Raw genomic sequence first — 22,269 nt, 5'->3', positions numbered from 1 at the left:
GCCAGGTGGAGCTTGGCTGCGCGGTTGTCCTCACCCGCTGGAGTGGGGGCGGGAGTTCGGACCGTACGGAGGGGCCGTACGGGTGGCCGGTGCGCGCCCCGGCGCGGGCTCCGGTGGGGCCGGGCGCGGTGGCCGATCCGATGTTCCGCTCTCTTGACTGCCGTCAACAGAGCGCCATACTGGGCCTCATTCCCCGCTCGCCGGAGACCCCGCCGAAGAGGTGCCCCGCATGGAGCTCAGCCCCTCAGCGCATTCGGACCCGTTCTGCCGCGACAACCTCCCGCCGCCCGACCAGTGGCCGGAACTCCTCTTCGACCTCCCCGAACTCGCCTACCCGAACCGCCTCAACTGCGCCCGGGTCCTGCTCGACGAGACGATCGACCGGTTCGGCCCCGACCGCCGCTGCCTGCTCACTCCGACGGAGCAATGGAGCTACGGGCAGCTGCGCGAGCGCGCCGACGCCGTGGCCCGGGTGCTCACCGAGGACCTCGGCCTGGACACCGGCAACCGGGTACTGCTGCGCGGCCCCAACACCCCCTGGCTGGTGGCGTGTTGGCTCGGTGTGCTGAAGGCCGGCATGGTGGCGGTCACCACCATGCCGCTGCTGCGGGCCACCGAACTCGCCGCGGTGCACGAGATCAGCCTGCCCGTCGTCGCGCTCTGCGACCACCGCTGCCGCGATGAACTGGACCGGGCCGCCCTGCCCGGGCTGACCGTCCTCGGCTACGGAGGCCCCGGCCCGGACGACCTGACCGCTCGCTGCGCCGCCCGGCCCGGCCCGTTCGCCGCGGTGCCGACCGCCGCCGACGACGTGGCATTGATCGCCTTCACCTCCGGCACCACCGGCCGGCCCAAGGCCACCCTGCACTTCCACCGCGACGTGCTCGCCAACGCCGACACCTTCTCGCGCCACCTGCTCCGGCCCACCCCCGAGGACCTGTTCGCCGGCACCCCGCCGCTCGCCTTCACCTTCGGCCTCGGCGGCCTGGTGGTCTTCCCGCTCCGGGTCGGCGCCGCCAGCCTGCTGCTGGAGCAGCCGACCCCGGAGGAACTCGCCGAACAGGTCGCCCGGCACCGGGCCAGCGTGCTGTTCACCGCGCCCACCGCCTACCGGGCGATCCTGGCCGCCGGGCTGGCCGACCGGCTGGCCGGCGTCCGGCGCTGCGTCTCGGCCGGCGAGCACCTGCCGGCGGCCGTCTGGCAGGCCTTCCACGCGGCCACCGGGCAGAAGTTGATCGACGGCATCGGCGCCACGGAACTGCTGCACGTGTTCATCTCGGCCGCCGACGAGGACGTCCGCCCCGGCGCGACCGGCCGCCCGGTGCCCGGCTACCGGGCCGCCGTGCTCGGCCCGGACGGCACGCCGGTGCCCGACGGCCGACCCGGGCTGCTCGCGGTCAAGGGCCCGACGGGCTGCCGCTACCTGCGCGGCGAGCGGCAGGGCGAGTACGTGCGCAACGGCTGGAACCTCACCGGGGACACCTACGTCCGGGACCGGGACGGCTACTTCTGGTACCAGGCCCGCAACGACGACATGATCGTCTCGGCCGGGTACAACATCGCCGGCCCCGAGGTCGAGCAGGCGCTGGCCGCCCACCCGGACGTGCTGGACAGCGCGGTGGTCGCCGCGCCGGACGAGCGGCGCGGCAGCGTGGTGCGGGCGTACGTCGTGCTGCGCGAGGGCGTGCCGACCGGGCCGGAGACCGTACGGGTGCTCCAGGAGCACGTCAAGCAGGCCATCGCGCCGTACAAGTACCCGCGCCAGGTCGAGTTCGTGGACGTGCTGCCGCGCACCGCGACCGGCAAGCTGCACCGGGCCGAACTGCGCCGCCGGGCGGCGGACGGGGGGCCGGTGGACGGGCCTGCGGCGGACGGCCGTGCGGTGGACGGAGACGTGGCGGACGGGAGCCCGGCCAGTGTCGCCGTGGAGCGGCGGGTCGAGTGGTCGGACACCGACGCGGCCGGGCACTACCACTTCTCGGCGGTCCAGCGCTGGGTGGAGGCGGCCGAGGCGGTGCTGCTGCGCCGGCTCGGGCTGGCCGAGCTGTTCGGCCGGATCCCCCGGGTGCGCTTCGAGGCCGACTACCGCGAACGCCTCTGGTTCGGGGACCTCGTCCGCACCGAACTGCGGGTGCTGCGGGTCGGCGGCTCCTCGCTGCACTACGGCTTCGAGGTGCACGGCCCGAACGGGCTCGCCGCCGCCGGGCGGATGTCGGTGGTGCACGCCGCCGTGCAGGCCAAGGGCGCCGAACCCTGGCCCGACGAGGTGCGCCGCGCCCTCGCCGGGTCCGGGCCGCAGCAGCCGGAGGGCTACCGGTGAGCGCGGACGGGCGCCGGGTGAGCGGCGCGGCGCGGCGGATCGCCGTGATCGGGGCCGGGCCCGGCGGGCTGTACTTCGCCGCGCTGGCCAAGAAGGCCGCGCCCGAGCGGGAGATCACGGTGTGGGAGCGCGACGCCCGGGACCACGCGTTCGGCTTCGGCGTGGTCTTCTCGGACGAGACGCTGGACGGCATCGCCCAGGCCGACCCGCCCGTCTTCGCCGCCCTGTCCGCCGAGTTCGCCCGCTGGAGCGACATCGACGTCCGCTACGCCGGCCGGGTGCGCACCTGCGGCGGGCACGGCTTCGCGGCGCTGGACCGCAACCGGCTGCGTGCGATCCTGCAACAGCGCTGCGCCGAGCTGGGGGTGGACGTGCGCTACCGCACGCCCGCCCCGCCGGTGGGCCGACTCGCCGACGGGTACGACCTGGTGGTGGCCGCCGACGGGGTGCGCTCGGCGACCCGCGCCGCGTACCGGGACAGCTTCCGGCCGGAGCTGGACGAGCGGCACGGCCGGTACATCTGGCTCGCCACCGACAAGGTCTTCGAGGCCTTCACCTTCGTCGTCGAGCAGCACGAGTTCGGCGCGTTGCAGGTGCACGCCTACCCGTACAGCGACCGGCGCTCGACCTTCATCGTGGAGCTGGCCGAGGAGGCCTGGCGCAAGGCCGGCTTCGAGGCGCTGTCGGAGGCCGAACTCGCCAAAGGGGAGAGCGACTTGGCGAGCGTGCGGCGCTGTGAGCAGCTGCTCGCCGGGCACCTGGACGGGCACAGGCTGATCCCCAACGGCTCCCGCTGGATCCGCTTCACCACCGTCCGCAACGCCCGCTGGCACCACCGCAACGTGGTGCTGCTCGGTGACGCCGCGCACACCGCGCACTTCTCGATCGGCTCGGGCACCAAGCTGGCCCTGGAGGACGCCGTCGCGCTGGCCGCCGCACTGGACGAACAGCCGCTGCTGGAAGGGGCGTTGACGGCGTACGAGGCACAGCGGCGGCCGGTGGTGGAGTCCGCGCAGCGCGCCGCGCAGGCCAGCCTGGAGTGGTTCGAGACGGTCGAGCGGCACACCGGCCAGGACGCCGGGCAGTTCGCCTTCAACCTGCTCACCCGCAGCCGCCGCGTCACCTACGGCAACCTGCGCGCCCGGGACGCGGCCTTCGTGGAGGCCGTGGAAGAGTCGTACGAGGAGTCCTTCGACGGAAGCGTCGGTGCCCCGCCGATGTTCCGGCCGCTGCGGCTGGGCGGGCTTGAGCTGCGCAACCGGATCGTCGTCCCGCCGCTGGCCACCTTCACCGCCGAGGACGGCCTGCCCAGCGGCTTCGACCGGGCCCAGCTCGGCGCGCAGGCCCTCGGCGGCGCCGCACTGGTGTTCACCGGGATGACCGCCGTCAGTGCGCGCGGCCGGGCCACCGAACGCTGCCCCGGCCTGTGGACGGACGCCCAGGAGGCCGCCTGGCGCTCCCTGGTGCAATCCGTCCGGGCGCTCACCGACACCCCGCTCGGCATCCAGCTCACCCACGCCGGGCGGCGTGCCGCGAGCACCGTACCCGGCCCCGACGGCATCGGGCGGCCGCTCGCCGACGGCTGGCCGACGCTCGCCGCCTCACCGCTGCCCTGGGTGGCCGGCAGTCCGCCGCCGTGCGCCGCCACCGAGGCCGAACTGGCCGAGGTGACCGCCGACTTCGCCGCCACCGCGGTCCGCGCCGACCGGGCCGGCTTCGACGTGCTCGGGCTCCAGTTCGGCCACGGCCACCTGGTCTCCGGCTTCCTCTCCCCGCTGACCAACCACCGCGCCGACGGTTACGGCGGCCCGCTGGAGCACCGGCTGCGGCTGGCGCTGGAGGTGCTGGCCGCCGTCCGGGCCGTCTGGCCGGCCGGCAAGCCGGTGGTGGTGCGGATCTCCGCCGCCGACTGGGCGCCCGGCGGCACCACCGAGGCCGAGGCGGTGGCGATCGCCCGGGCGCTGGCCGAGGCCGGGGCGGACGCGCTGGACGTCTCCACCGGCGAGGTGGTGGCGCACCAGCGGCCGCCGTACGGGCGCGGCTACCAGGTGCCGTTCGCCGACCTGATCCGCCACGCGGTCGGTGTCCCGACCATCGCGGTCGGCGCGATCTCCGGCCACGACGACGCTAACTCGGTGCTGCTGGCGGGCCGCGCCGACCTGGTCGCGGTCGGCCGGGCGCAGTTGTACGACCCGCTGTGGACGCTGCACGCGGCCGCCGAGCTCGGGTACACCGGGCCGGGCGCCCGTTGGCCCGAACCCTGGCGGGCCGGCAGCCGCAAGCCCCCCGGACCCGGCGCCGACCGGGCCGCGCCGCGCGGTTCGGCCGGGAGGCCCGGTGCGGCGGCCGCCCCGGTGCACCGCCGCTGGCTGCCCGACGGCCATCACCCGCGCACGGACTGAGGAGGCACCCGGATGCCGCAGGACCTGCCCCGCTTCACCGCCGCCGCCGTCCAGGCCGCGCCGGTCTACCTGGACCCGGACGCGACCGTCGACAAGGCCGTCGCCCTGATCGCCGAGGCGGCCCGGAACGGCGCCCAACTCGTCGTGTTCCCCGAGGTGTTCGTCCCCGGCTACCCCTACTGGAACTGGACCATGAACCCGATCCAGGGCTCGCCCTGGTTCGAACGCCTCCAGCGCGCCGCCGTCGACCTGCCCGGCCCGCACGTGGAGGCGCTGTGCGCCGCCGCCCGCCGGGCCGGGGTGGTGCTGGTGATCGGCGTCAACGAACGCGCCGCGCACAGCCTCGGCGCGCTCTACAACACGATGCTCACCATCGGCCCGGACGGCACGCTGCTCGGCGCCCACCGCAAACTCGTCCCGACCTGGGCCGAGAAGCTGACCTGGACCCCGGGGGACGGCAGTTCGCTGCGCGTCCACGACACCCCGGTCGGCCCGCTCGGGGTGCTCGCCTGCGGTGAGAACACCAACCCGCTGGCCCGCTTCACCCTGCTCGCCCAGGGTGAACTCGTCCACGCCGCAAGCTACATCGCGCTGCCGGTCGCCCCCGAGGATTACGACATGGCGGAGGCCATCGCGCTGCGCGCGGCCGCGCACTGCTTCGAGGGCAAGGTCTTCACCGTGGTGTCCTGCTCGACCGTCTCCCCGGAGATCGTCGACCTGATCGCGGGCGAGGACCAGGAACTGCGCAAACAGCTCGCCCGCCCGCGCTCCGCCCTCTCCGGCGTCTTCGGGCCGGACGGCCGCCCGGTGGTCGAGCCGCTGGTCGACGAGGAGGGCATCGTCTACGCCGAGATCGACCTCGCCCGCTGCATCCAGCCCAAGCAGATGCACGACATCGTCGGCCACTACAACCGCTTCGACGTGTTCCGCCTGCACGTCGACCCCCGACCGCACCGCCCCGTGCTCTTCCCCGACGGATCGAAGGAGGACGAGTGAACGACGACGTGAACGCCTCCGTGAACGACGGCGCGAACGACGCGAACGACGTGAACGACGTGAACGACTACGACGACAGCCGGATCGGCCGGGCCAGGGTCGGCGACAGTGCCGAACTGAAGTCCTACTACGAGGAGTTGGCCGCCCACGAGGCGGGCGCCCTGTGGACGGTCGCGAACGAGATCGAACCCTGGTACCCGCAGCCCCGGTCCGTCCCGGTGCTCTGGCGCTACACCGACCTCGCCCCGCTGGTCCGCAAGGCGCTGCCGCTGGTCACCGCCGACGACGCCGGCCGCCGGGTGGTGATGCTGGTCAACCCCGCCCGGCGCGAACTCAGCGCCGCCGTGGGCCTGTTGTACACCGGCCTGCAGATCATGGGTCCGGGCGAGGCGATGACCGCCCACCGCCACCAGGCCGCCGCACTGCGCTTCGTCCACGAGGGCACCGGCGCCTGGACCATCGTCGACGGCCAGAAACTCCGCGTCGGCCCGCGCGACTTCGCGATCACCCCGAACAACACCTGGCACGAGCACGGCAACGAGGGCACCGACGGGCCGGTCATCTGGCAGGACGGCCTGGACATCCCGCTGATCAACACCCTCGACGCCAACTTCTACGAGATCCACCCCGAGCTCCACCAGCAGCCCGGCGCCGTCGTCAACTCCTCGCTGTTGCAGTACGCCGGCACCCTGCTGCCGTACGGCGTGGAGAGCTGGAGCCGCCCCTACTCCCCGCTGCTCGGCTGGCCCTGGGAACCGAGCTACGAGGCGCTGCGCCGGCTCGCCCGGGCCGGCGAGGGCTCCCCGTACGACGGCGTGATCATGGAGTACACCAACCCGGTCACCGGCGGGTCGGTGATGCCCACCATGAGCGCCCACCTGCAACTGCTCCGCCCCGGCCAGGCCACCCTCGCCCACCGGCACACCGGCTCGGTGGTCTACACCGCCGCCCAGGGCCACGGCGTCACGGTCATCGCCGGACAGCGCTTCGAGTGGCGGCAGGGCGACATCTTCGTGGTCCCCGCCTGGGCCTGGCACGAGCACGCGAACCTCGACCAGGGCGAGGACGCCTGCCTGTTCTCCTTCAACGACTTCCCGGTGATGCGCGCGCTCGGCCTGTACCGCGAAGAGGCGTACCCGGACCACCACGGCCACCAGCCGGTAAATCCCCGACCCTAGCGAGGAGTTCGTCCACCATGCAGCTGCTCACCTACCGCGCCGACGGCGCCTCCGCCACCCCGCGCCTCGGCGCGCTGACCGGCGGGCGGGTGGCCGACCTGACCGCGCTCGCCGACGCCGCCGGAGCCCAACTGCCCGCCGACCTCGCCGGGTTGATCCGGGCCGGCGAGCCGGCCCTGGCCGCCGCCCGCACCCTGCTCGGCACCGCCCCGGCCGAGGCCCTGCGCCCGCTCGCCGAGGTCACGCTCTGCGCGCCGCTGCGCCCCGGCAAGGTCGTCGGGGTCGGCCTCAACTACGTCGAGCACGTCGCCGAATCGCACCGCTCGCTCGACACCGACCGCGAACTGCCCTCCCGGCCGGTCCTGTTCGGCAAGCCGGCCACCGCCGTCACCGGCCCGGGCAGCCCGATCCTGCACAACGCCGACCTCACCAAACAGCTCGACTGGGAGGTCGAACTCGCCGTCGTGATCGGCCGCACCGCCCGCCGGGTCGACGAGGCCGACGCGCTGCGGCACGTTTTCGGCTACAGCATCGTGAACGACCTCAGCGCCCGCGACCAACGCCGCTCCGGGCAGTGGTTCTTCTCCAAGGGGCAGGACTCCTACTGCCCGTTCGGCCCCGTCGTGGTCACCGCCGACGAGATCCCCGACCCGCAGAACCTCGACCTCTCGCTGCGCGTCAACGGCGCCGTCAAACAGGACTCCAACACCCGGCACATGCTCTTCGGCATCGCCCGGCTGATCGCCGACATCTCCGCCGGCATGACGCTCGAACCCGGCGACGTCATCGCCACCGGCTCGCCGTCCGGCGTCGGCGCCGGCATGGTGCCGCCGCAGTACCTCCAGCCCGGCGACCTGGTCGAGGCGACCATCGAGGGGATCGGCACGCTCGCCAACCCGGTCGTCGACGCCCGCACGTACGAGGCGGGCCGGTGAGGACGTACCGGATCGGCCAGATCGTCCCCAGCTCCAACGTGACCATGGAGACCGAGGTCCCGGCGCTGCTGCGGGCCCGGGAGGCCGTCGCCCCCGAACGCTTCACCTTCCACTCCAGCCGGATGCGGATGACCCGCGTCACCCCCGAACAGCTGCGCGCCATGGACGCCGACTCCGACCGCTGCGCGCTCGAACTCTCCGACGCCCGGGTCGACGCCCTCGGCTACGCCTGCCTGGTCGCCGTGATGGCCACCGGCCCCGGCTACCACCGGGAGGCCGAACAGCGGCTGCACCGGCGCACCGTCGAGAACGGCGCGCCCGCGCCCGTGGTCACCAGCGCGGGCGCCCTGGTCGCCGGGCTGCACACGCTCGGGGCGAAGAAGGTCGCGATGGTCGCCCCCTACCTGCGCCCGCTCGCCCGGACCGTCGTCGACTACCTGGCCGGCGAGGGCATCGAGGTGATCGACCACGCGGCCCTGGAGATCGCCGACAACCTGGCCGTCGCCGCCCACGACCCGGCCCGGCTGCCCGGCATCGCCGAGCGCCTCGCCCACAGCGGGGCCGACGCCGTGGTGCTCTCCGCCTGCGTGCAGATGCCCTCGCTCGGCGCCGTCGAGGAGGCCGAACAGCGGCTCGGCAAACCCGTCGTCTCGGCGGCCATCTGCACCGCCCACCAGCTGCTGCGCTCGCTCGGCCTGCCCGCCGTCGCCCCTGGCGCGGGGACGCTGCTCTCCGGCGCCTACGCGTAGCGCGAGCGGACCGGCGGCTGCCCGCGTCGACAGTATGATCACGCCGCACGGCAGGCGCGGGCAGGTGGAGGGAGCGCAGCCGGCACGGGAGGAGGGCCGCCATGGCGGACGGTACGACGAGACCGAGTTCGCTGATCCACACCGTCTACGGTGAGTTCGTCCGCCGGCTCGGCGGCTGGATCTCGATCGCCGACCTGATCGCCCTGATGGCCGAGCTCGACGTCGACGCCCCGGCCGTCCGGTCCGCGATCTCCCGTCTCAAGAAGTCCGGCACCCTGCTCCAGGAACGGCACGGCGCCACCGGCTACCGCCTCAGCCCCGCGATGGGACCGGTCTTCGACGAGGGCGACCACCGGATCTTCCACAGCCTGGAGCCCGCCGAACTCGCCGACGGCTGGGTGGTCGCCGTCTTCTCCGTCCCCGAGTCCGAACGCGCCAGCCGTCACCAGCTCCGCTCCCGGCTGAGCTGGCTCGGCTTCGGCAACGCCGCCCCCGGCGTCTGGCTCGCCCCCGCCCGCGTCCTGCCGACCGCCCGCCGACTGCTGGAACGCCTCGGCCTCAGCCCGTACGTCCACCTCTTCCGCTCCGAGTACGAGGGCTTCGCCGAACTGCGCGAGGCGGTCGGCACCTGGTGGGACTTCCCGGCGATCGAGGCCCAGTACGCCGAGTTCACCGAGACCTGGCACCCGGTCGCGGCCGAACTGCGCCGCCACCCGGCGGTGGGTACGGTCGAGGAGGTGGCGCCGGTCGAGGCGGTCGAGGCGTTCCGCACGTACGTCCCGATGCTCACCCAGTGGCGCCGGCTGCCCTACCTCGACCCGGGCCTGCCCGCGCCGCTGCTCCCGGCCGACTGGAACGCCGTCGCGGCCCGTGCGCTCTTCACCGAACTGCACGCCCTGCTCGCCGAACCCAGCCTGTGCCACGTCGAGAAGGTCACCGGACTGTCGCGGCCCGCCCGCCCGGAGGAGCCACCATGACCGACCCCGCCGCTTCCCCTTCCCCCACCTTCGCATCCGCCCCCGCCTCCGCTGACTTGGTGGTGCGCGCGGACGCCGTGCACACCCTGGTGCCCGGCGAGGCGCCCCGACGGGCCCTCGCCGTCACCGGCGGACGGATCACCGCGCTCTCCGCGACCCCCGACGGCCTGGACCACCTGATCGGCCCGGGCACCGACGTCCTCGACGCCCCCGGTGCCACCGTGCTGCCCACCTTCGACGACACCCACACCCACCTGATCCTCGCCGCCCACAGCGTGCACGACGTCCCCGTCCACCAGGCCCGCGACCTCGCCGAGTTCCTCGGCATGATCCGCGACCGCGCGGCCCGCACGCCCCCCGGCCGGTGGATCCGTACGACCGTCAACTGGCAGGAGGTCAACCTCACCGAGCAGCGCCTGCCCCGCACCGGGGAACTGGACGCCGCCACCGACCGGCACCCGGTGCTGGTCCGCCGGGGCGCCTACAACATGGTGCTCAACACCCCCGCGCTGCGCCTGGCCGGCATCACCGCCGACACCGACGCCCCGCCCGGTGGCGTGATCGAGCGCGACGACCACGGCCGGCTCACCGGCCGACTCGTCGACAAGGCCGTCGCCCTCGCCGAACGCGTCCTGCCGCGCCCCGCCCTCGCCGAACGCATCGACGGCCTGCGGGCCGCCTCCGCCGACTACGCCGCCACCGGCATCGGCCTGGTCCGGGACTGCCTCGTCCCGGTCGAGGACCTGGACGTGCTGCGCGCCGCCCGCGAGGCCGACGCGTTGCGCGTCCGGGTCCGCGCCCTGGTCTCCGGCTTCGGCGCCCGCACCGTCGAGCAGGTCGACGGCCTGCTCGACCGGATGGCCCCCTGGCGCGACTCGGGCGACGACCAACTCCGCGTCTGGGGCGTCAAGTTCGGCATCGACGGCGGGATCGAGGCGGGCGCCCTGGACGAGCCGTACGAGGGCCGCCCCTGCTACCACGGCACGTTGCTCTGGGAGCCCGGGGAACTCGCCGCCGCCGTCGGGCGGGTGGTCGACCGCGGCTGGCGGGTCGGGGTGCACGCCTGGGGCGACCGCGGGCTGCGCGCCCTGCTCGACGCCTACGAGCAGGTGCTCGCCGAGCGCCCCGGCCTCGCCCCCGGCACCCTGGTCGTCGAACACGGCGGACTGGCCCGCCCCGACCAGCGGGCCCGGGCCATCGCCCTCGGCATCCCGGTCACCGTCCAGCATCCGCTGCTGCACGACGCCGCCACCGCCCAGATCCGGGCCTGGGGCGCCGAGCGCGTCCGCGGGATCTTCCCGCTGCGCGAATGGCTCGACGAGGGAGCACAGCTGGCCGCCGGCTCCGACTTCCCGGTCGGGCCGTACGGCGCGATGATCTCGGTCTGGGGCATGACCACCCGCCAGACCGTGGCCGGCCCGCAGGGCGTCGAGCACTCCCTCACCCGCGCCGAGGCGATCGCCCTGCACACCGTCGACGCGGCCCGGCTGGTCGGTGACCCCACCCCGCGCGGCAGTCTGCGACCGGGCGCGCTCGCCGACCTCACCCTCTGGCCGGTCGACCCGCTGAGCTGCCCCGACGAGGCGCTGCGCACGCTCCGGCCGCTGCGCACCGTGCTCGGCGGGCGGACGGTGTACGGGGGCTGAGCGGGCCTGGCCTGTGGGTCCTGCGGTGCCTGCCGGGCCTGCCGGGCTGCCGGTCCTGCTGCGACGTGCGCAGATCTGACTGTCGTCTGATTGAAATAGCTCAATCGAGCCTGCCCTGTTGATCGCGTCTGGTCATGGCGCTTCTTGGGGCTCCCTGCTGCCCGGAATCACTACGGTGGGCGTCGGCCATGGCAGGCGTCACAGAGGCGTGGGTGTTCATCGCTGCGCAAATCGTCTATCTTGTGCTCAGTTTCGATCACATCCGTGAAACTTCGCGCAGGAGAGCCGATGTCCCACGTCATCGCGGAAATCGCCAGCCAGCCCGAGTGCTGGTCGCAGGCACTGGAGCTGACCCCCGAAGGCCTCCCCGAGCCGGGGGAGCGCGTCGCCGTCGTCGGCTGCGGCACCTCGCTCTACATCGCGCAGGCCTACGCGGCCCTGCGCGAGGCCGCCGGCCTCGGCGAGACCGACGCCTTCGCCGCCTCCGAGCTCCCGGAAGCCCGCAGCTACGACCGGGTGCTCGCGATCACCCGCTCAGGCACCACCACCGAGGTCCTGGACGCCCTCGCCCGCACCCGGGCCGCCGCGACCACGGCCATCACCGGCGACCTCGCCACCCCCGTCACCACCGCCGCCGGCACCGTCGTCGACCTCTCCTTCGCCGACGAGAAGTCCGTCGTCCAGACCCGGTTCGCCACCACCGCCCTGGTCCTGCTGCGCGCCCACCTCGGGCAGGCCCCCGCCGACCTGCCCGAGCAGGCCCGCACCGCCGTCCTCGACGAGCTGCCCGAGGAGGCCGTCAGAGCCGAGCAGTTCACCTTCCTCGGCACCGACTGGACGGTCGGCCTGGCCCACGAGGCCGCCCTCAAGCTCCGTGAGGCGTCCGGCAGTTGGACCGAGTCCTACCCGGCCATGGAGTACCGGCACGGCCCGATCAGCATCAGCGCCCCCGGCCGGGTCGTCTGGTTCTTCGGCGCGCCGCCGGCCGGCCTGCTGGAGCAGGTCCGTGCCACCGGCGCGACCGCCGTCAGCTCCGGCCTCGACCCGCTGGCCGACCTCGTCCGCGCCCAGCGGCTCGCCGTCGCCCTGGCCGAGCGCCGCGGCCTGGACCCCGACCAGCCGCGCAACCTGACCCGTTCGATCATCCTCGACCAGCCGTGACCGTCATAGCCCTGGACGTCGGCGGCACCGAGCTCAAGGGCGCGGTCGTGGCCGAGGACGGGACCGTCCTGCAGACCGAACGCTGGCTCACCCGGTCCGGACGCGGCGCCGGCGCCGTCGTCGACACCGTGCTCGGCCGGGCCGCCGACCTCGTCGAGCTCGCCCGGCGCGCAGGCACCCCGCCCCGGGCCGCCGGGGTGGTCGTGCCCGGCCTGGTCGACGAGGCCACCGGGACCGTCCGCCGCGCCGTCAACCTCGACTGGCAGGACGTCCCGATCCGCGCCTGGCTGGCCGAACACCTCGGTCTCCCGGTCGCGTTCGGCCACGACGTCCGCGCCGGCGGCCTCGCCGAGGCCCGCCTCGGCGCCGGACGCGGCAGCGCCTCCTTCGTCTTCGTCCCGGTCGGCACCGGCATCGCCGCCGCCGTCATGACCGACGGCCGGGCCGTCACCGGCGCCCTCGGGGCGGCCGGCGAACTCGGTCACCTCACCGTCCGGCCCGGCGGTGACCGCTGCGCCTGCGGCGGCCGGGGCTGCCTGGAGACCGTCGCCTCCGCCGGGGCGATCGCCCGCCGGTACGAGCACCGCACCGGCCTGCCCGGCGTCGGCGCGGACGAGGTGCACCGGCGCTCGGCCGCCGGCGAACCCGCCGCCGTGGAGGTCTGGACCGAGGCCGTCGAGGCGCTCGCCGACGGCCTGACCGCCACCGTCACCCTGCTCGACCCGGAGCGGATCGTGATCGGCGGCGGCCTCGCCCGGGCCGGCGAGGACCTGCTCGGCCCGCTGGCCACCGCGCTCGCCGCTCGGCTGGCCTTCCGGACCGCGCCCCGGCTGGTCGCCGCCGAACTCGGCCACCGCGCGGGCTGCCTGGGCGCCGCACTGCTCGCCCGGGACCTGCTGGAGCGGGAGGTGCCGGAGGGCCCGGTGCCGGAGGGCTCGGTGCCGGAGGGCTCGCCGCTGGTGCGCGAGGCGCCGGAGCGCGAGGCACCGGGGCGCGAGGTGCCCGCCCAGAACCCGCCGACCGGAGGCTCGTCGTGATCCTCACCGTCACCCTCAACGCGGCCGTCGACATCACCTACCGGCTCGACCGGGTGGCCCAGCACGGCAGCAACCGGATCGACACCGTCACCCAACGGGCCGGCGGCAAGGGCGTCAACGTCGCCCGGGTGCTCGCCGCCCTCGGCCACGACACCGTCGTCACCGGACTGGCCGGCGGCACCACCGGGCACGCCCTGCGCGCCGACCTCGCGGCCGCCGGACTGCGCGACGAACTCGTCCCGGTCGAGGGCGAGACCCGGCGTACCGTCACGGTGGTCGAGCAGACGGCCGGCGACGCCACCGTCTACCTGGAACCCGGGCCCGTCGTCAGCGCCGAGGAGTGGTCCGACTTCACCGTCCGCTACCGCCGGCTGCTGCGCACCGCCCAGGCCGTGGTGCTGTCCGGCTCGCTGCCGGTCGGCGTCCCCCCGGACGCGTACGGGACGCTGGTCGCCCTCGCCGTGGAGGCGGGCGTCCCCGCCGTCCTCGACGCGGAGGGCCCCGCGCTGCGCGCCGGCCTGCCCGCCGGGCCCGCGCTGGTCAAGCCCAACGCGGCCGAACTCGCCGCCACCGCAGGCCCGGTGGACCCGCTGACCGGCGCGCGGATGCTGCGTGCCGCCGGCGCCCGGGCCGTCGTCGTCTCGCTCGGCCCAGGCGGCCTGCTCGCCAGCACCCCGGACGGCGACTGGCGGGCCCGCCCGCCCGAGCAGGTGCGCGGCAACCCGACCGGCGCCGGCGACTCGGCCGTCGCCGCGCTCACCGTCGGCCTCGTCACCCGCACCCCCTGGCCCGAACGGCTCGCCGACGCGGTCGCGCTCTCCGCCGCGACCGTGCTGGCCCCGCTCGCCGGGAGCTTCGACCCGGCCGACCACCGACGGCTGCTGCCGCTGGTCCAGGTCCGGCCGGTCTACCCGGCCGGCCCGGTCCCGGCCCGAACCACCCCCTCCCGAACCACCCCCTCCTCCGGCCCTCAGGAAGAACCATGCCCCTCGTAGCCACCGGCTCGATCGTCGAGCCAGCCGCCCGGCACCGACAGGGCGTCGGCGCCTTCAACGTCATCCAGCTGGAACACGCCGAGGCGATCGTCGCCGGGGCGGAGCGGGCCGGGGCCCCGGTGATCCTGCAGATCAGCGAGAACGCGGTGCGCTACCACGGCGCGCTCGCCCCGATCGGCCGGGCCGCCCTGGCCGTGGCCGACGCCGCCCGGGTGCCGGTCGCGCTGCACCTCGACCACGTGACCTCCGCCGAACTGGTCCGCGAGGGGGTCGAACTCGGCTTCACCTCCGTCATGTTCGACGCGTCCGCGCTCGACTACGAGGCCAACGTCCGGGCCACCGCCGACGTGGTGGCCCGCTGCCACGCGGAGGGCGTCTGGGTGGAGGCCGAACTGGGCGAGATCGGCGGCAAGGACGGCGTGCACGCGCCCGGCGTCCGGACCGACCCCGAGGAGGCGGCGGCCTTCGTCGCCGCCACCGGCGTGGACGCGCTCGCCGTCGCGGTCGGCAGCTCGCACGCCATGCTGACCCGCGACGCCGTGCTCGACCTGGACCTGATCGCCGCCCTCGACCGGGCCGTTCCGGTGCCGCTGGTGCTGCACGGCTCCTCCGGCGTCGCCGACGACCACCTGGCGGCGGCCGTCGAGCACGGCATGACCAAGGTGAACATCGCCACCCACCTCAACAAGGCGTTCACCGCGGCGGTCCGTGCCTGCCTCGGGGAGCAGCCGCAGCTGGTCGACACCCGGCGCTACCTGGGCGCCGGCCGCGCCTCGGTGGCCGACGAGGTCGCCCGCCTGCTGTCGGTGCTCCGGGCCGCCTGATCGGTGCGGCCCTGATCGGTGCGGCCCTGATCGGTGCGGTCGGCCGTAGCGGCTCCCGGGCTGCGGGGTTGCCGTGCTGCGGGGCGCACCACGGCAACCCGGCAGCCTGCCAGCTCGGCAGCCAGGCGACCTGGTGTCCCGGACAGTCCGTTCGCGTACGCCGGGAGGAGGAGTGGGGCGGTGGCCGGGTCCGCCCGCGGAAGGACGAACGGTCCGGGAGCCTCCTCCTAGGATCGCCAGCATGATCGACGTGATGTTCCTCGTGATGCTGTCCACCATGTTCGCGAGCGCCGGTTACCTGGTGGCCTGGGCCGCCGCCTCCCTCGCGCGCCGCCGGCCCGTCGACACCGTCCTCCTGGGCCTCGGGGCGGGCGCCGCCCTCTCCCTCGTGGGCGGCCGCTGGCTGCTGCCCGGCTTCATGGGCCTGTCCTTCGCCCTGATCGGCGTCATCGGCGCGATCGGCGGCACCCTCACCGTGTACGCCACCCGCCGCGCCGCCGCCGAGTCGGCGACCCTGTGGGTGCAGGGGGTCCTGGGCGCCCGCTGACCCCGGGTCCCCGTTCTCCGCCCTCGGATGCCGGCCCAAAATATGCAGACCGGTCTACATATCGTCCGGGCGATGGGCGGGGCTGCGCAGGAAGTCGGCCTGGCCGGCTTCCTGCGCAGCTGGTTGTGGTGGTGCAGGGAAATCTGTAGACCGATCGACATATTCGGCGCGATTTCAGCCTAGAAAATGTAGACCGGTCTACATAATTTTCCCTGGTGGAGCGCAGGGCGCGGGCGCGGGCGCGGGCCCGGCGGAGGGGAGAGGAGGTGTCAGGGGGTGCGAGGCCGGCGCGCCCGGGTTGGTCACCAGGTGGCGGGCAGGTGGGTGGGGCTGCGGGTTGTGGTGCCGGGTTGCCAGGCGAGGTGGCTGACGGGGGTGGTGAGCCGGAGGTCGGGGAGGGCGGTGGCCAGGCGCTGGAGGGATTCGCGGAGTTCGAGCCGCATCCGCCAGGCGCCGAGGCAGTAGTGGGGGCCGGCGCTGAAGGCGAGGGTGGGTGCGGCGAGGGGTGCGGCGAGGTCGTCGTCGAGGGTGTCGGGGAAGACCGCGGGGTCGCGGTTGGCGCTGTTGAGGCTGACGGCGAGGACAGCGCCGGCGGGGATGGGGACGCCGCCGAGTTCGGCGGGGCGGACGGCGCGCCGGGTGGTGGTCTCGTCGTCGCCGAGGGGGATGAAGTGGAGGAGGCGTTCGGTGGTGTGTTCGGTGGTGGTGGGGTCGGCGAGCCGGCGCCAGTGGGCGGGGCGTTCGCCGAGCAGGTAGACGAGCGCGTTGCCGAGCGCGCCGGTGACGCTCTCGTTGCCGCTGGCGGTGAGGCCGCAGACCAGGTAGACGAGTGATTCGTCGGGGATGCCGCCGTCCTGGTCGGCGTTCTGGACGAGGCGGCTGATCAGGTCGTCGCCGGGGGTGCGGCGGCGGCGGGCGATCAGGTCGGTGGCGAAGGCGAGGAACTCGGCGAGGGCCGACGCGCGGTCGGGTTCGGTGTCGTCGTCCGGCCCGCCCTCGGCGAGCAGGGCGTGGGTCCAGCGGCGGAGGCGTTCCTCGTCGAGGCGGTCCGGCCCGTCCAGGCCCATCAGTCGGCTGGTGACCGCGAAGGGGACCGGCCGGGTGAAGGCGTCGACGAGGTCGGCGGGCGGGCCGGTGGCGACGAGGCGGTCGACGGCCTGTTGGACGATCTCGGCGACCCAGGGGTGCCAGGTGGCGATCGCGCGTGCGGTGAAGGCGCGTTGGACGGTGCCGCGGAGCCGGCGGTGGGCGGGCCCGTCGTGGTTGAACATGGACGCCGGGTTGCTGGAGACCTCGGCGCCACCGCCGGGGGTGCCGATGTCGTGCAGCCCGTCCCGGGTGAAGCCGGGGTCGGTGAGGACCTGTCGGACGTCGTGGTAACGGGTCACCAGCCAGGCGGGGGTGCCGTCGGGGAGCGTGGTCGGGTGGGGCGGGCCCGCGGGGGTGAAGGGGAGCCGGTGCAGCGGGGGGAGCGCGGGGGACGGGGGCGGAGCGGTGGAGGGCATGGGGGCCTTCGGGGTCGGGCTGACCGACAGTCGAGGCGACTACCAGTCGAGGCGACCGAAGCGACCATCCAACTGTCGTATTTTCAGCGGGACTTGGGGTGTGAGACCCCGTGGAAACCCGATCGTAGCGACCCGCTCCCGTCCGGCGCGTTCAGCGCGGCCACTCGGGCGCCGGGTCGGCGGGCAGCAGCGGCCGGAGGGCGCCGAGGGCGGCGCCGATGCAGGCGTCGCGCAGTTCGGTGCGGGTGCAGGTCTCCTCGGTGAGCCAGTCGACGACCAGCACCCGGACGAACACCAGCCAGCTCCGCAGGATCTGCGAGGCGGCCTGCCGGGCGCGTTCGTCGGCCAATGGGACTCCGGCGAGCGGGAGTCCGGCCAGCAGGCGGGCGCGGAGGGTGTCGAGCTCGTTGTCGATGATCGTCTGGATCACCGGGTCGCCGGCCAGGACGCGGTTGGCGGCGAGGACGGCGGCGCGGTTGGCGATGAAGTAGTCGAGGTGGGCGTCCATGCCCTCGACGAGCTGTTCGACGAGCGTGTCGGCCGGGTCGATGCGGGACTTCACCAGCAGTTCGTCGGCGGCCTGCTGGTAGACGGCGGCGAACAGCTCGTGCTTGCTGGCGAAGTGACGGTAGAGCAGGGCGCGGGAGACGCCGGCCTTCTCGGCGACCTCCTCCATCAGCACCTCCTCGTACGGGCGGGCGGCGAACAGGCTCGCGCCGACGGCGAGGAGCTGCGCGCGGCGGTCGGCGGGGGAGAGGCGCCGACGTCGCTCGCCGGAAGGGAGGGGAGACATGCCGGACAGGCTACTTGACACGTGTCTACCAGGCGGCGCTAGCGTAGTAGACACGTGTCAACTAGAGGCCCGGGAAACCGGGAGACCGGAAACGGGGTGGGTGCGTCATGGCCAGGGCTCTGCGGGTGCTCGCGTGGATCATGGGGGTCGCGTGCGTGGCGATCGGGCTCTACCACGTCCTGGGCGGCAACGCCGCGACCCCGGGCGCGGAGGACGCGGGCGCGACGGTCGGCAGCTTCGGCCGGTTCATGGGGGCGATCTTCGCCGGGTACGGGGCGGCCTGGGTGTGGGCCGCCCGGCAGGCGCCGGTGCCCGCCCGGGTGGTGCGGTGGCTGACGGCGGTGTTCCTGCTGGGCGGCCTCGGCCGGGTCCTGTCGATCGTGGTGGACGGGCGGCCGCACGGGTTCCAGCTGGTGCTGATGGCGATCGAACTCGGGCTCTCGCCGGTCTACTTCCTGCTCGCGGACGCGGACGAGAAGGCGGCGGCGATGCAGGTGGCGGCGTCGCGTTAGGCGTTACGTCACGGCAGGCGTCAGGCGTCGGGCCGAGAGTCGGTCAGCCGCCCAGGACCGGGCCGAAGGCGCGGAGGTGGGCGGTGAGCACCCCCGGGTCGAGGGCGCCCTCGGTGAGCGAGGGGGCGCCTGCGGTCAGCGAGACGTAGCCGTCCGGCCGGACCAGGACGGCGGCCTCGCCGCTCAGCCCGTACGCACGACGGGCGTGCCCGTCCGGATCGAGGACGGCGACCCGGCGCAGCCCCGGTGCGGTGACCGGTGCGGCAGACGCCGCGCCCGCGCCCGCGGCCGACGGCGTGCCGAAGGTCAGCAGGGTGAAGTGCGGCCCCCGGAAGAGGTCGAAGAGCCGGGCGGGCCCGCCGTCGGCGGTGGCGCAGGGGGCGTCCGGGGCGCGGTCCCCGGCGCGGATGCCGGTGGTCCCGTCGAGGTCGCGGCCGAGCGGTCCGCCCCGGTAGCCGACGGACAGTCCGGTGAAGTCGGCGCCGGCGGCGTTGGCCGGGTCGACGAACTGCTCGGCCAGGGCCTGTGCGCCGCCACCGCTGAACAGGGCTCGGTGCTGGGCGGAGGTGGCGGCCAGGACGGCGCGGGCGACCGGCAGCCGCTCGGCCTGGTAGCTGTCGAGGAGGGGGTCGGGCGCGCCGCCGAGGACGGCCGCCAGCTTCCAGGCCAGGTTGTGCGCGTCCTGGATGCCGGTGTTCATTCCCTGGCCGCCCGCCGCGGAGTGGCAGTGTGCGGCGTCGCCGGCGAGCAGGACCCGGCCGTCCCGGTAGCGCTCGACCATCCGGACGGTCGGCCGCCAGACGCTGGACCAGGTCGGCTCGTGCAGCTTGACGTCGGGCAGGCCGGCCCGTTCGGTGAACAGCCGGCGGAAGGTGTCCAGGTCGGGCGCGGGCAGTTCGCCGTGCTCGTCGGGGGTCACGGAGGCGTGGACGGCCCAGGTGCCGTCCTGGCGGAGCGGGACGAGGGCGAGGGCGCCGACGCCGAGTTCGGGGTGGTTCCAGATGTGCAGGGAGTCGGTGGGCAGGCCGTCGAGGTGCATCGACGCCATGAGGAACCGTTCCTCCTCCCAGGTCTCGCCGAGGAACGGGATCCCGGCCAGCCGGCGGACCGTGCTGCGGCCGCCGTCGCAGCCGACCAGGTAGCGGGCGGAGAACCGTTCCGTCCGCTGCCCCTGCCGGACGGTGGCGAGGACGCCCTCCACGTCCTGGCCGTACTCGACCAGTTCGGTGTCCGGCTCGACCGCGACTCCGTACGAGGCCAGGGCCTCGCGCAGGACGGCCTCGGTGTGGTGCTGGGCCAGCAGCAGCGTGCCCGCGTACGGGCGGTCGGGGGTGGGGAGGTTGGTGGGCCCGGGGTCGACCTCCTGGACGAGCCGACTGCCCTGGTAGGTACGGACCTTGAGGTTGAGCTCGCCCCGGGCGAGGACCGCGTCGACGACGCCGAGGTCGTCGAACACCTCCAGCGTCCGGGCGTTGACGCCCTTGCCCCGGACGCCGCGGTCGCGGAACTCCGGCTCGCGCTCGACGATCCGGCAGTCGACACCCGCGCGGGCCAGCCCGAGGGCGAGCGCGAGGCCCACCGGGCCGGCGCCGACGACGAGGACGTCGGCCGATCGGGAGGGCGATCGGTATGCGTGCATGGCGGATTCCCCCTGCCAATAAGATACGGCGCGTTTCTTGCTTCCGACTGTAGATTGGCCCCGATAAGAAACGCAACGTATCTATGAGGTCGGGTGCGCGACACGGTGGGCGACAGCGCGACGGGCGGGGCAGCGGCGGCGCCGGGTGGTGCGCGCGGGGCAGCGGCGCCGGGTGGCGGCAAGGCCTCCCGCCGGCGCGGCGACGAGTTGGAACGGGCGATCCTCGACGCCGTCTGGGCCGAACTCGCCGACCACGGCTACGACCGCCTCACCATGGACGGCGTCGCCGCCCGCGCGCAGACCAGCAAGCCGGTGCTCTACCGCCGCTGGCCCAACCGCGCCGCGCTGGTCATCGCCGCCCTCGGCCGCAACGCCCCCGACTACCAGGCCCCGCCCGACACCGGCGAGTTGCGCTCCGACCTGGCGGCGTTCCTGCGCGACCTGCTGCACCGCTTCGACGACCTGCCGACGGACGCCGTGCACGGCTTCCTGCTCGACCTGCTGCGCGACCCCGACCTGCGCACCCGCTTCCGCGGCGGGCTGACCGCGGAGGGGCCGGTCAGCACCCTGTCCACGCTGATGCGCCGCGCCGCCGACCGCGGCGAGATCAACCCGCGGCGGCTCACCCCGCGCGTCGTGACCCTCCCGCTGGACCTGCTGCGCGACGCCTTCCTGACCGGCGGAGCCGTCCCGCCCGACCACGTCGTCGACGAGATCCTCGACGAGGTCGTCCTCCCGCTGCTCGGGGCGCCGTCCGTCGACTGACCGGGCGCGTACCCGATGACTAGGCTCGTGCCCGGCACGATCGGAGGTCGGTGCGTGGAAAGGGGTCCGGGGATGAGCGGCACCGTGGTGGCGGTCAGCAGCAATGGCGAGTACTCGTTCACCAAGCCGAACCGCGCGAGCATCACGCTGCTCGCGGGTCTCGGAGTGGAGGGTGACGTGCACGCGGGGGTGACGGTGAAACACCGGTCGCGGGTCGCGCAGGACCCGACGCAGCCGAACCTGCGGCAGGTGCACCTGATGCACCAGGAGCTGTTCACCGAGCTCGGCGAGGCGGGGTTCGCGGTGGAGCCGGGGGCGCTCGGCGAGAACATCACCACCCGGGGCGTGGACCTGCTCGGGCTGCCGGTGGGCGCGGTGCTGCGGATCGGTGCGGAGGCGGAGCTGGAGGTGACCGGGCTGCGCAACCCCTGTCTGCAGATCGACGGTTACCAGGAGGGGTTGCTGAAGCGGGTCGTCGGCCGCGACGCGCGGGGGAACGTGGTGCGCCGGGCCGGGATCATGAGCGTGGTGCGGGCGGGCGGTGTGGTCCGGCCCGGGGACCCGATCGCGGTGGAACTGCCGGAGGGTCCGCACCGGCCGCTCGAACGGGTCTGACGGCGCGGGGCGGCGCGGGGCGGCGCCGCGGCCGGGGACACCTCTGGGGGGTATCGGCCCGGAATGAGGAAAGTCGGCCCGGACGGACTGCGGGTCGTCCGGGCCGACGTGCGGGTGCCCTGATGGGCGGGTGGCGGTCAGGCGGTGAGGCGGCCGACCAGCTCGTAGCCGGCCTCGTCGATGGCGGCGGCGACGGCGGAGTCGGTGAGCGGGGCGGTGCTGTCGACGGTGACCCGGCCGGTGGCGAGGTCCACGGCGACGTCGGTGACGCCGTCGAGCTTCTTCAGCTCGGCGGTCACCGAGGTGACGCAGTGGCCGCAGGTCATGCCCTGCACCTGGAAGACCGCGCTTCCGGCGGACACGGCGGCGGGGGCCGCGCCGGTGCCGCACGAGCCGCAGCAGGAGGAGGCGGCCTCGGCGGAGGGCGACTCGACGGTGACGGTGATCTCGGTCATGGGTGTGCTCCTGTCGTCAGTGCCCGGCGTCGGCCAACCGTCCGGCCGGCGTCTCTACGTCTGAACATACCATACCCCCCTAGGGTATCTAGCGGTAGTGCGGGGACCGTCTCCAGGGATCCTCGATCGCCCGTCTGGCCGCCCTTGTGACGCTGCCCTTGCGGGTCTCCGGGCAGGGTGGAGCGGCGACCCGCAATCGGCGCGGACCCGCCCCCCCG

Annotated in this window: 20 protein-coding genes and 1 pseudogene; 17 read left to right on the top strand and 4 right to left on the bottom strand. The window is 74.5% G+C overall.

The window, feature by feature from the left end:
* Positions 1-229: 229 nt before the first annotated feature.
* The 14 genes and pseudogenes from ABTY15_RS12610 to ABTY15_RS12545 form a co-directional block, all read left to right on the top strand.
* Positions 230-1,840 (top strand): annotated as a pseudogene (locus ABTY15_RS12610) (AMP-binding protein); the annotation flags it as partial.
* Between the two features lie 12 nt (positions 1,841-1,852).
* Positions 1,853-2,320, top strand: a complete 468-nt coding sequence (locus ABTY15_RS12605) for an acyl-CoA thioesterase (RefSeq protein WP_350580926.1) — start codon at positions 1,853-1,855, stop codon at positions 2,318-2,320.
* Positions 2,317-4,722: an oxidoreductase gene (locus ABTY15_RS12600; RefSeq protein ID WP_350580853.1), complete on the top strand. Its 2,406-nt coding sequence runs from the start codon at positions 2,317-2,319 to the stop codon at positions 4,720-4,722. The genes ABTY15_RS12605 and ABTY15_RS12600 overlap by 4 nt, the downstream gene beginning before the upstream one ends.
* Positions 4,723-4,734: 12 nt before the next feature.
* On the top strand, positions 4,735-5,718 hold the full coding sequence (locus ABTY15_RS12595) for a carbon-nitrogen hydrolase family protein (protein WP_350580851.1): 984 nt from the start codon (positions 4,735-4,737) through the stop codon (positions 5,716-5,718).
* Positions 5,715-6,896, top strand: coding sequence for a cupin domain-containing protein (locus ABTY15_RS12590; protein WP_350580848.1), 1,182 nt, complete (start codon positions 5,715-5,717; stop codon positions 6,894-6,896). The genes ABTY15_RS12595 and ABTY15_RS12590 overlap by 4 nt, the downstream gene beginning before the upstream one ends.
* 17 nt (positions 6,897-6,913) lie before the next feature.
* Positions 6,914-7,831 (top strand): fumarylacetoacetate hydrolase family protein, encoded by a 918-nt coding sequence (locus ABTY15_RS12585; protein WP_350580846.1) that lies wholly within the window; start codon positions 6,914-6,916, stop codon positions 7,829-7,831.
* Positions 7,832-7,875: 44 nt separating this feature from the next.
* Complete coding sequence (locus ABTY15_RS12580; protein ID WP_502893485.1) at positions 7,876-8,580, top strand: maleate cis-trans isomerase family protein; 705 nt, start codon at positions 7,876-7,878, stop codon at positions 8,578-8,580.
* A 101-nt stretch (positions 8,581-8,681) separates the two neighbouring features.
* Positions 8,682-9,557, top strand: coding sequence for a PaaX family transcriptional regulator (locus ABTY15_RS12575; RefSeq protein ID WP_350580841.1), 876 nt, complete (start codon positions 8,682-8,684; stop codon positions 9,555-9,557).
* Positions 9,554-11,203, top strand: coding sequence for an amidohydrolase (locus ABTY15_RS12570; RefSeq protein ID WP_350580838.1), 1,650 nt, complete (start codon positions 9,554-9,556; stop codon positions 11,201-11,203). The genes ABTY15_RS12575 and ABTY15_RS12570 overlap by 4 nt, the downstream gene beginning before the upstream one ends.
* A gap of 288 nt (positions 11,204-11,491) precedes the next feature.
* Entirely contained in the window at positions 11,492-12,364 is an 873-nt protein-coding gene (locus ABTY15_RS12565) for an SIS domain-containing protein (RefSeq protein WP_350580835.1), read from the top strand.
* The gene (locus tag ABTY15_RS12560) at positions 12,361-13,401 is read left to right on the top strand and encodes an ROK family protein (RefSeq protein WP_350580832.1); all 1,041 of its coding nucleotides are present in this window, start codon (positions 12,361-12,363) and stop codon (positions 13,399-13,401) included. Before ABTY15_RS12565 ends, ABTY15_RS12560 begins: the two co-directional genes overlap by 4 nt.
* A complete protein-coding gene (locus ABTY15_RS12555; protein ID WP_350580829.1) occupies positions 13,398-14,396 on the top strand; it encodes a 1-phosphofructokinase family hexose kinase in 999 nt (332 codons plus the stop codon). The genes ABTY15_RS12560 and ABTY15_RS12555 overlap by 4 nt, the downstream gene beginning before the upstream one ends.
* Positions 14,384-15,220 (top strand): class II fructose-bisphosphate aldolase, encoded by an 837-nt coding sequence (locus ABTY15_RS12550; protein ID WP_350580826.1) that lies wholly within the window; start codon positions 14,384-14,386, stop codon positions 15,218-15,220. Before ABTY15_RS12555 ends, ABTY15_RS12550 begins: the two co-directional genes overlap by 13 nt.
* Positions 15,221-15,461: 241 nt before the next feature.
* On the top strand, positions 15,462-15,767 hold the full coding sequence (locus tag ABTY15_RS12545; RefSeq protein ID WP_350580823.1) for a hypothetical protein: 306 nt from the start codon (positions 15,462-15,464) through the stop codon (positions 15,765-15,767).
* Between the two features lie 302 nt (positions 15,768-16,069).
* Here ABTY15_RS12545 and ABTY15_RS12540 read toward each other — a convergent pair whose 3' ends face one another.
* Positions 16,070-17,272: a cytochrome P450 gene (locus ABTY15_RS12540; RefSeq protein WP_350580821.1), complete on the bottom strand. Its 1,203-nt coding sequence runs from the start codon at positions 17,270-17,272 to the stop codon at positions 16,070-16,072.
* Between the two features lie 151 nt (positions 17,273-17,423).
* The gene (locus ABTY15_RS12535) at positions 17,424-18,065 is read right to left on the bottom strand and encodes a TetR/AcrR family transcriptional regulator (RefSeq protein WP_350580819.1); all 642 of its coding nucleotides are present in this window, start codon (positions 18,063-18,065) and stop codon (positions 17,424-17,426) included.
* 107 nt (positions 18,066-18,172) lie between these two features.
* Between ABTY15_RS12535 and ABTY15_RS12530 the strand changes: the two genes are divergently transcribed.
* On the top strand, positions 18,173-18,577 hold the full coding sequence (locus tag ABTY15_RS12530; RefSeq protein WP_350580816.1) for a DUF4345 domain-containing protein: 405 nt from the start codon (positions 18,173-18,175) through the stop codon (positions 18,575-18,577).
* A gap of 43 nt (positions 18,578-18,620) precedes the next feature.
* Here the strand turns inward: ABTY15_RS12530 and ABTY15_RS12525 are convergent, their stop codons facing one another.
* The gene (locus ABTY15_RS12525) at positions 18,621-20,216 is read right to left on the bottom strand and encodes an FAD-dependent monooxygenase (RefSeq protein WP_350580814.1); all 1,596 of its coding nucleotides are present in this window, start codon (positions 20,214-20,216) and stop codon (positions 18,621-18,623) included.
* Between the two features lie 93 nt (positions 20,217-20,309).
* Between ABTY15_RS12525 and ABTY15_RS12520 the strand changes: the two genes are divergently transcribed.
* Entirely contained in the window at positions 20,310-20,981 is a 672-nt protein-coding gene (locus ABTY15_RS12520; protein ID WP_350580811.1) for a TetR/AcrR family transcriptional regulator, read from the top strand.
* 72 nt (positions 20,982-21,053) lie between these two features.
* A complete protein-coding gene (locus tag ABTY15_RS12515; protein WP_350580808.1) occupies positions 21,054-21,596 on the top strand; it encodes an MOSC domain-containing protein in 543 nt (180 codons plus the stop codon).
* Positions 21,597-21,733: 137 nt separating this feature from the next.
* Here the strand turns inward: ABTY15_RS12515 and ABTY15_RS12510 are convergent, their stop codons facing one another.
* Positions 21,734-22,051: a heavy-metal-associated domain-containing protein gene (locus ABTY15_RS12510; protein ID WP_350580806.1), complete on the bottom strand. Its 318-nt coding sequence runs from the start codon at positions 22,049-22,051 to the stop codon at positions 21,734-21,736.
* Positions 22,052-22,269: the final 218 nt, after the last annotated feature.

This window comes from Kitasatospora sp. NPDC097643 (genome assembly GCF_040302625.1).
In the GTDB taxonomy this organism is placed as follows: Bacteria; Actinomycetota; Actinomycetes; order Streptomycetales; family Streptomycetaceae; genus Kitasatospora.
This window is presented reverse-complemented; position numbering and strand designations above follow the sequence as displayed.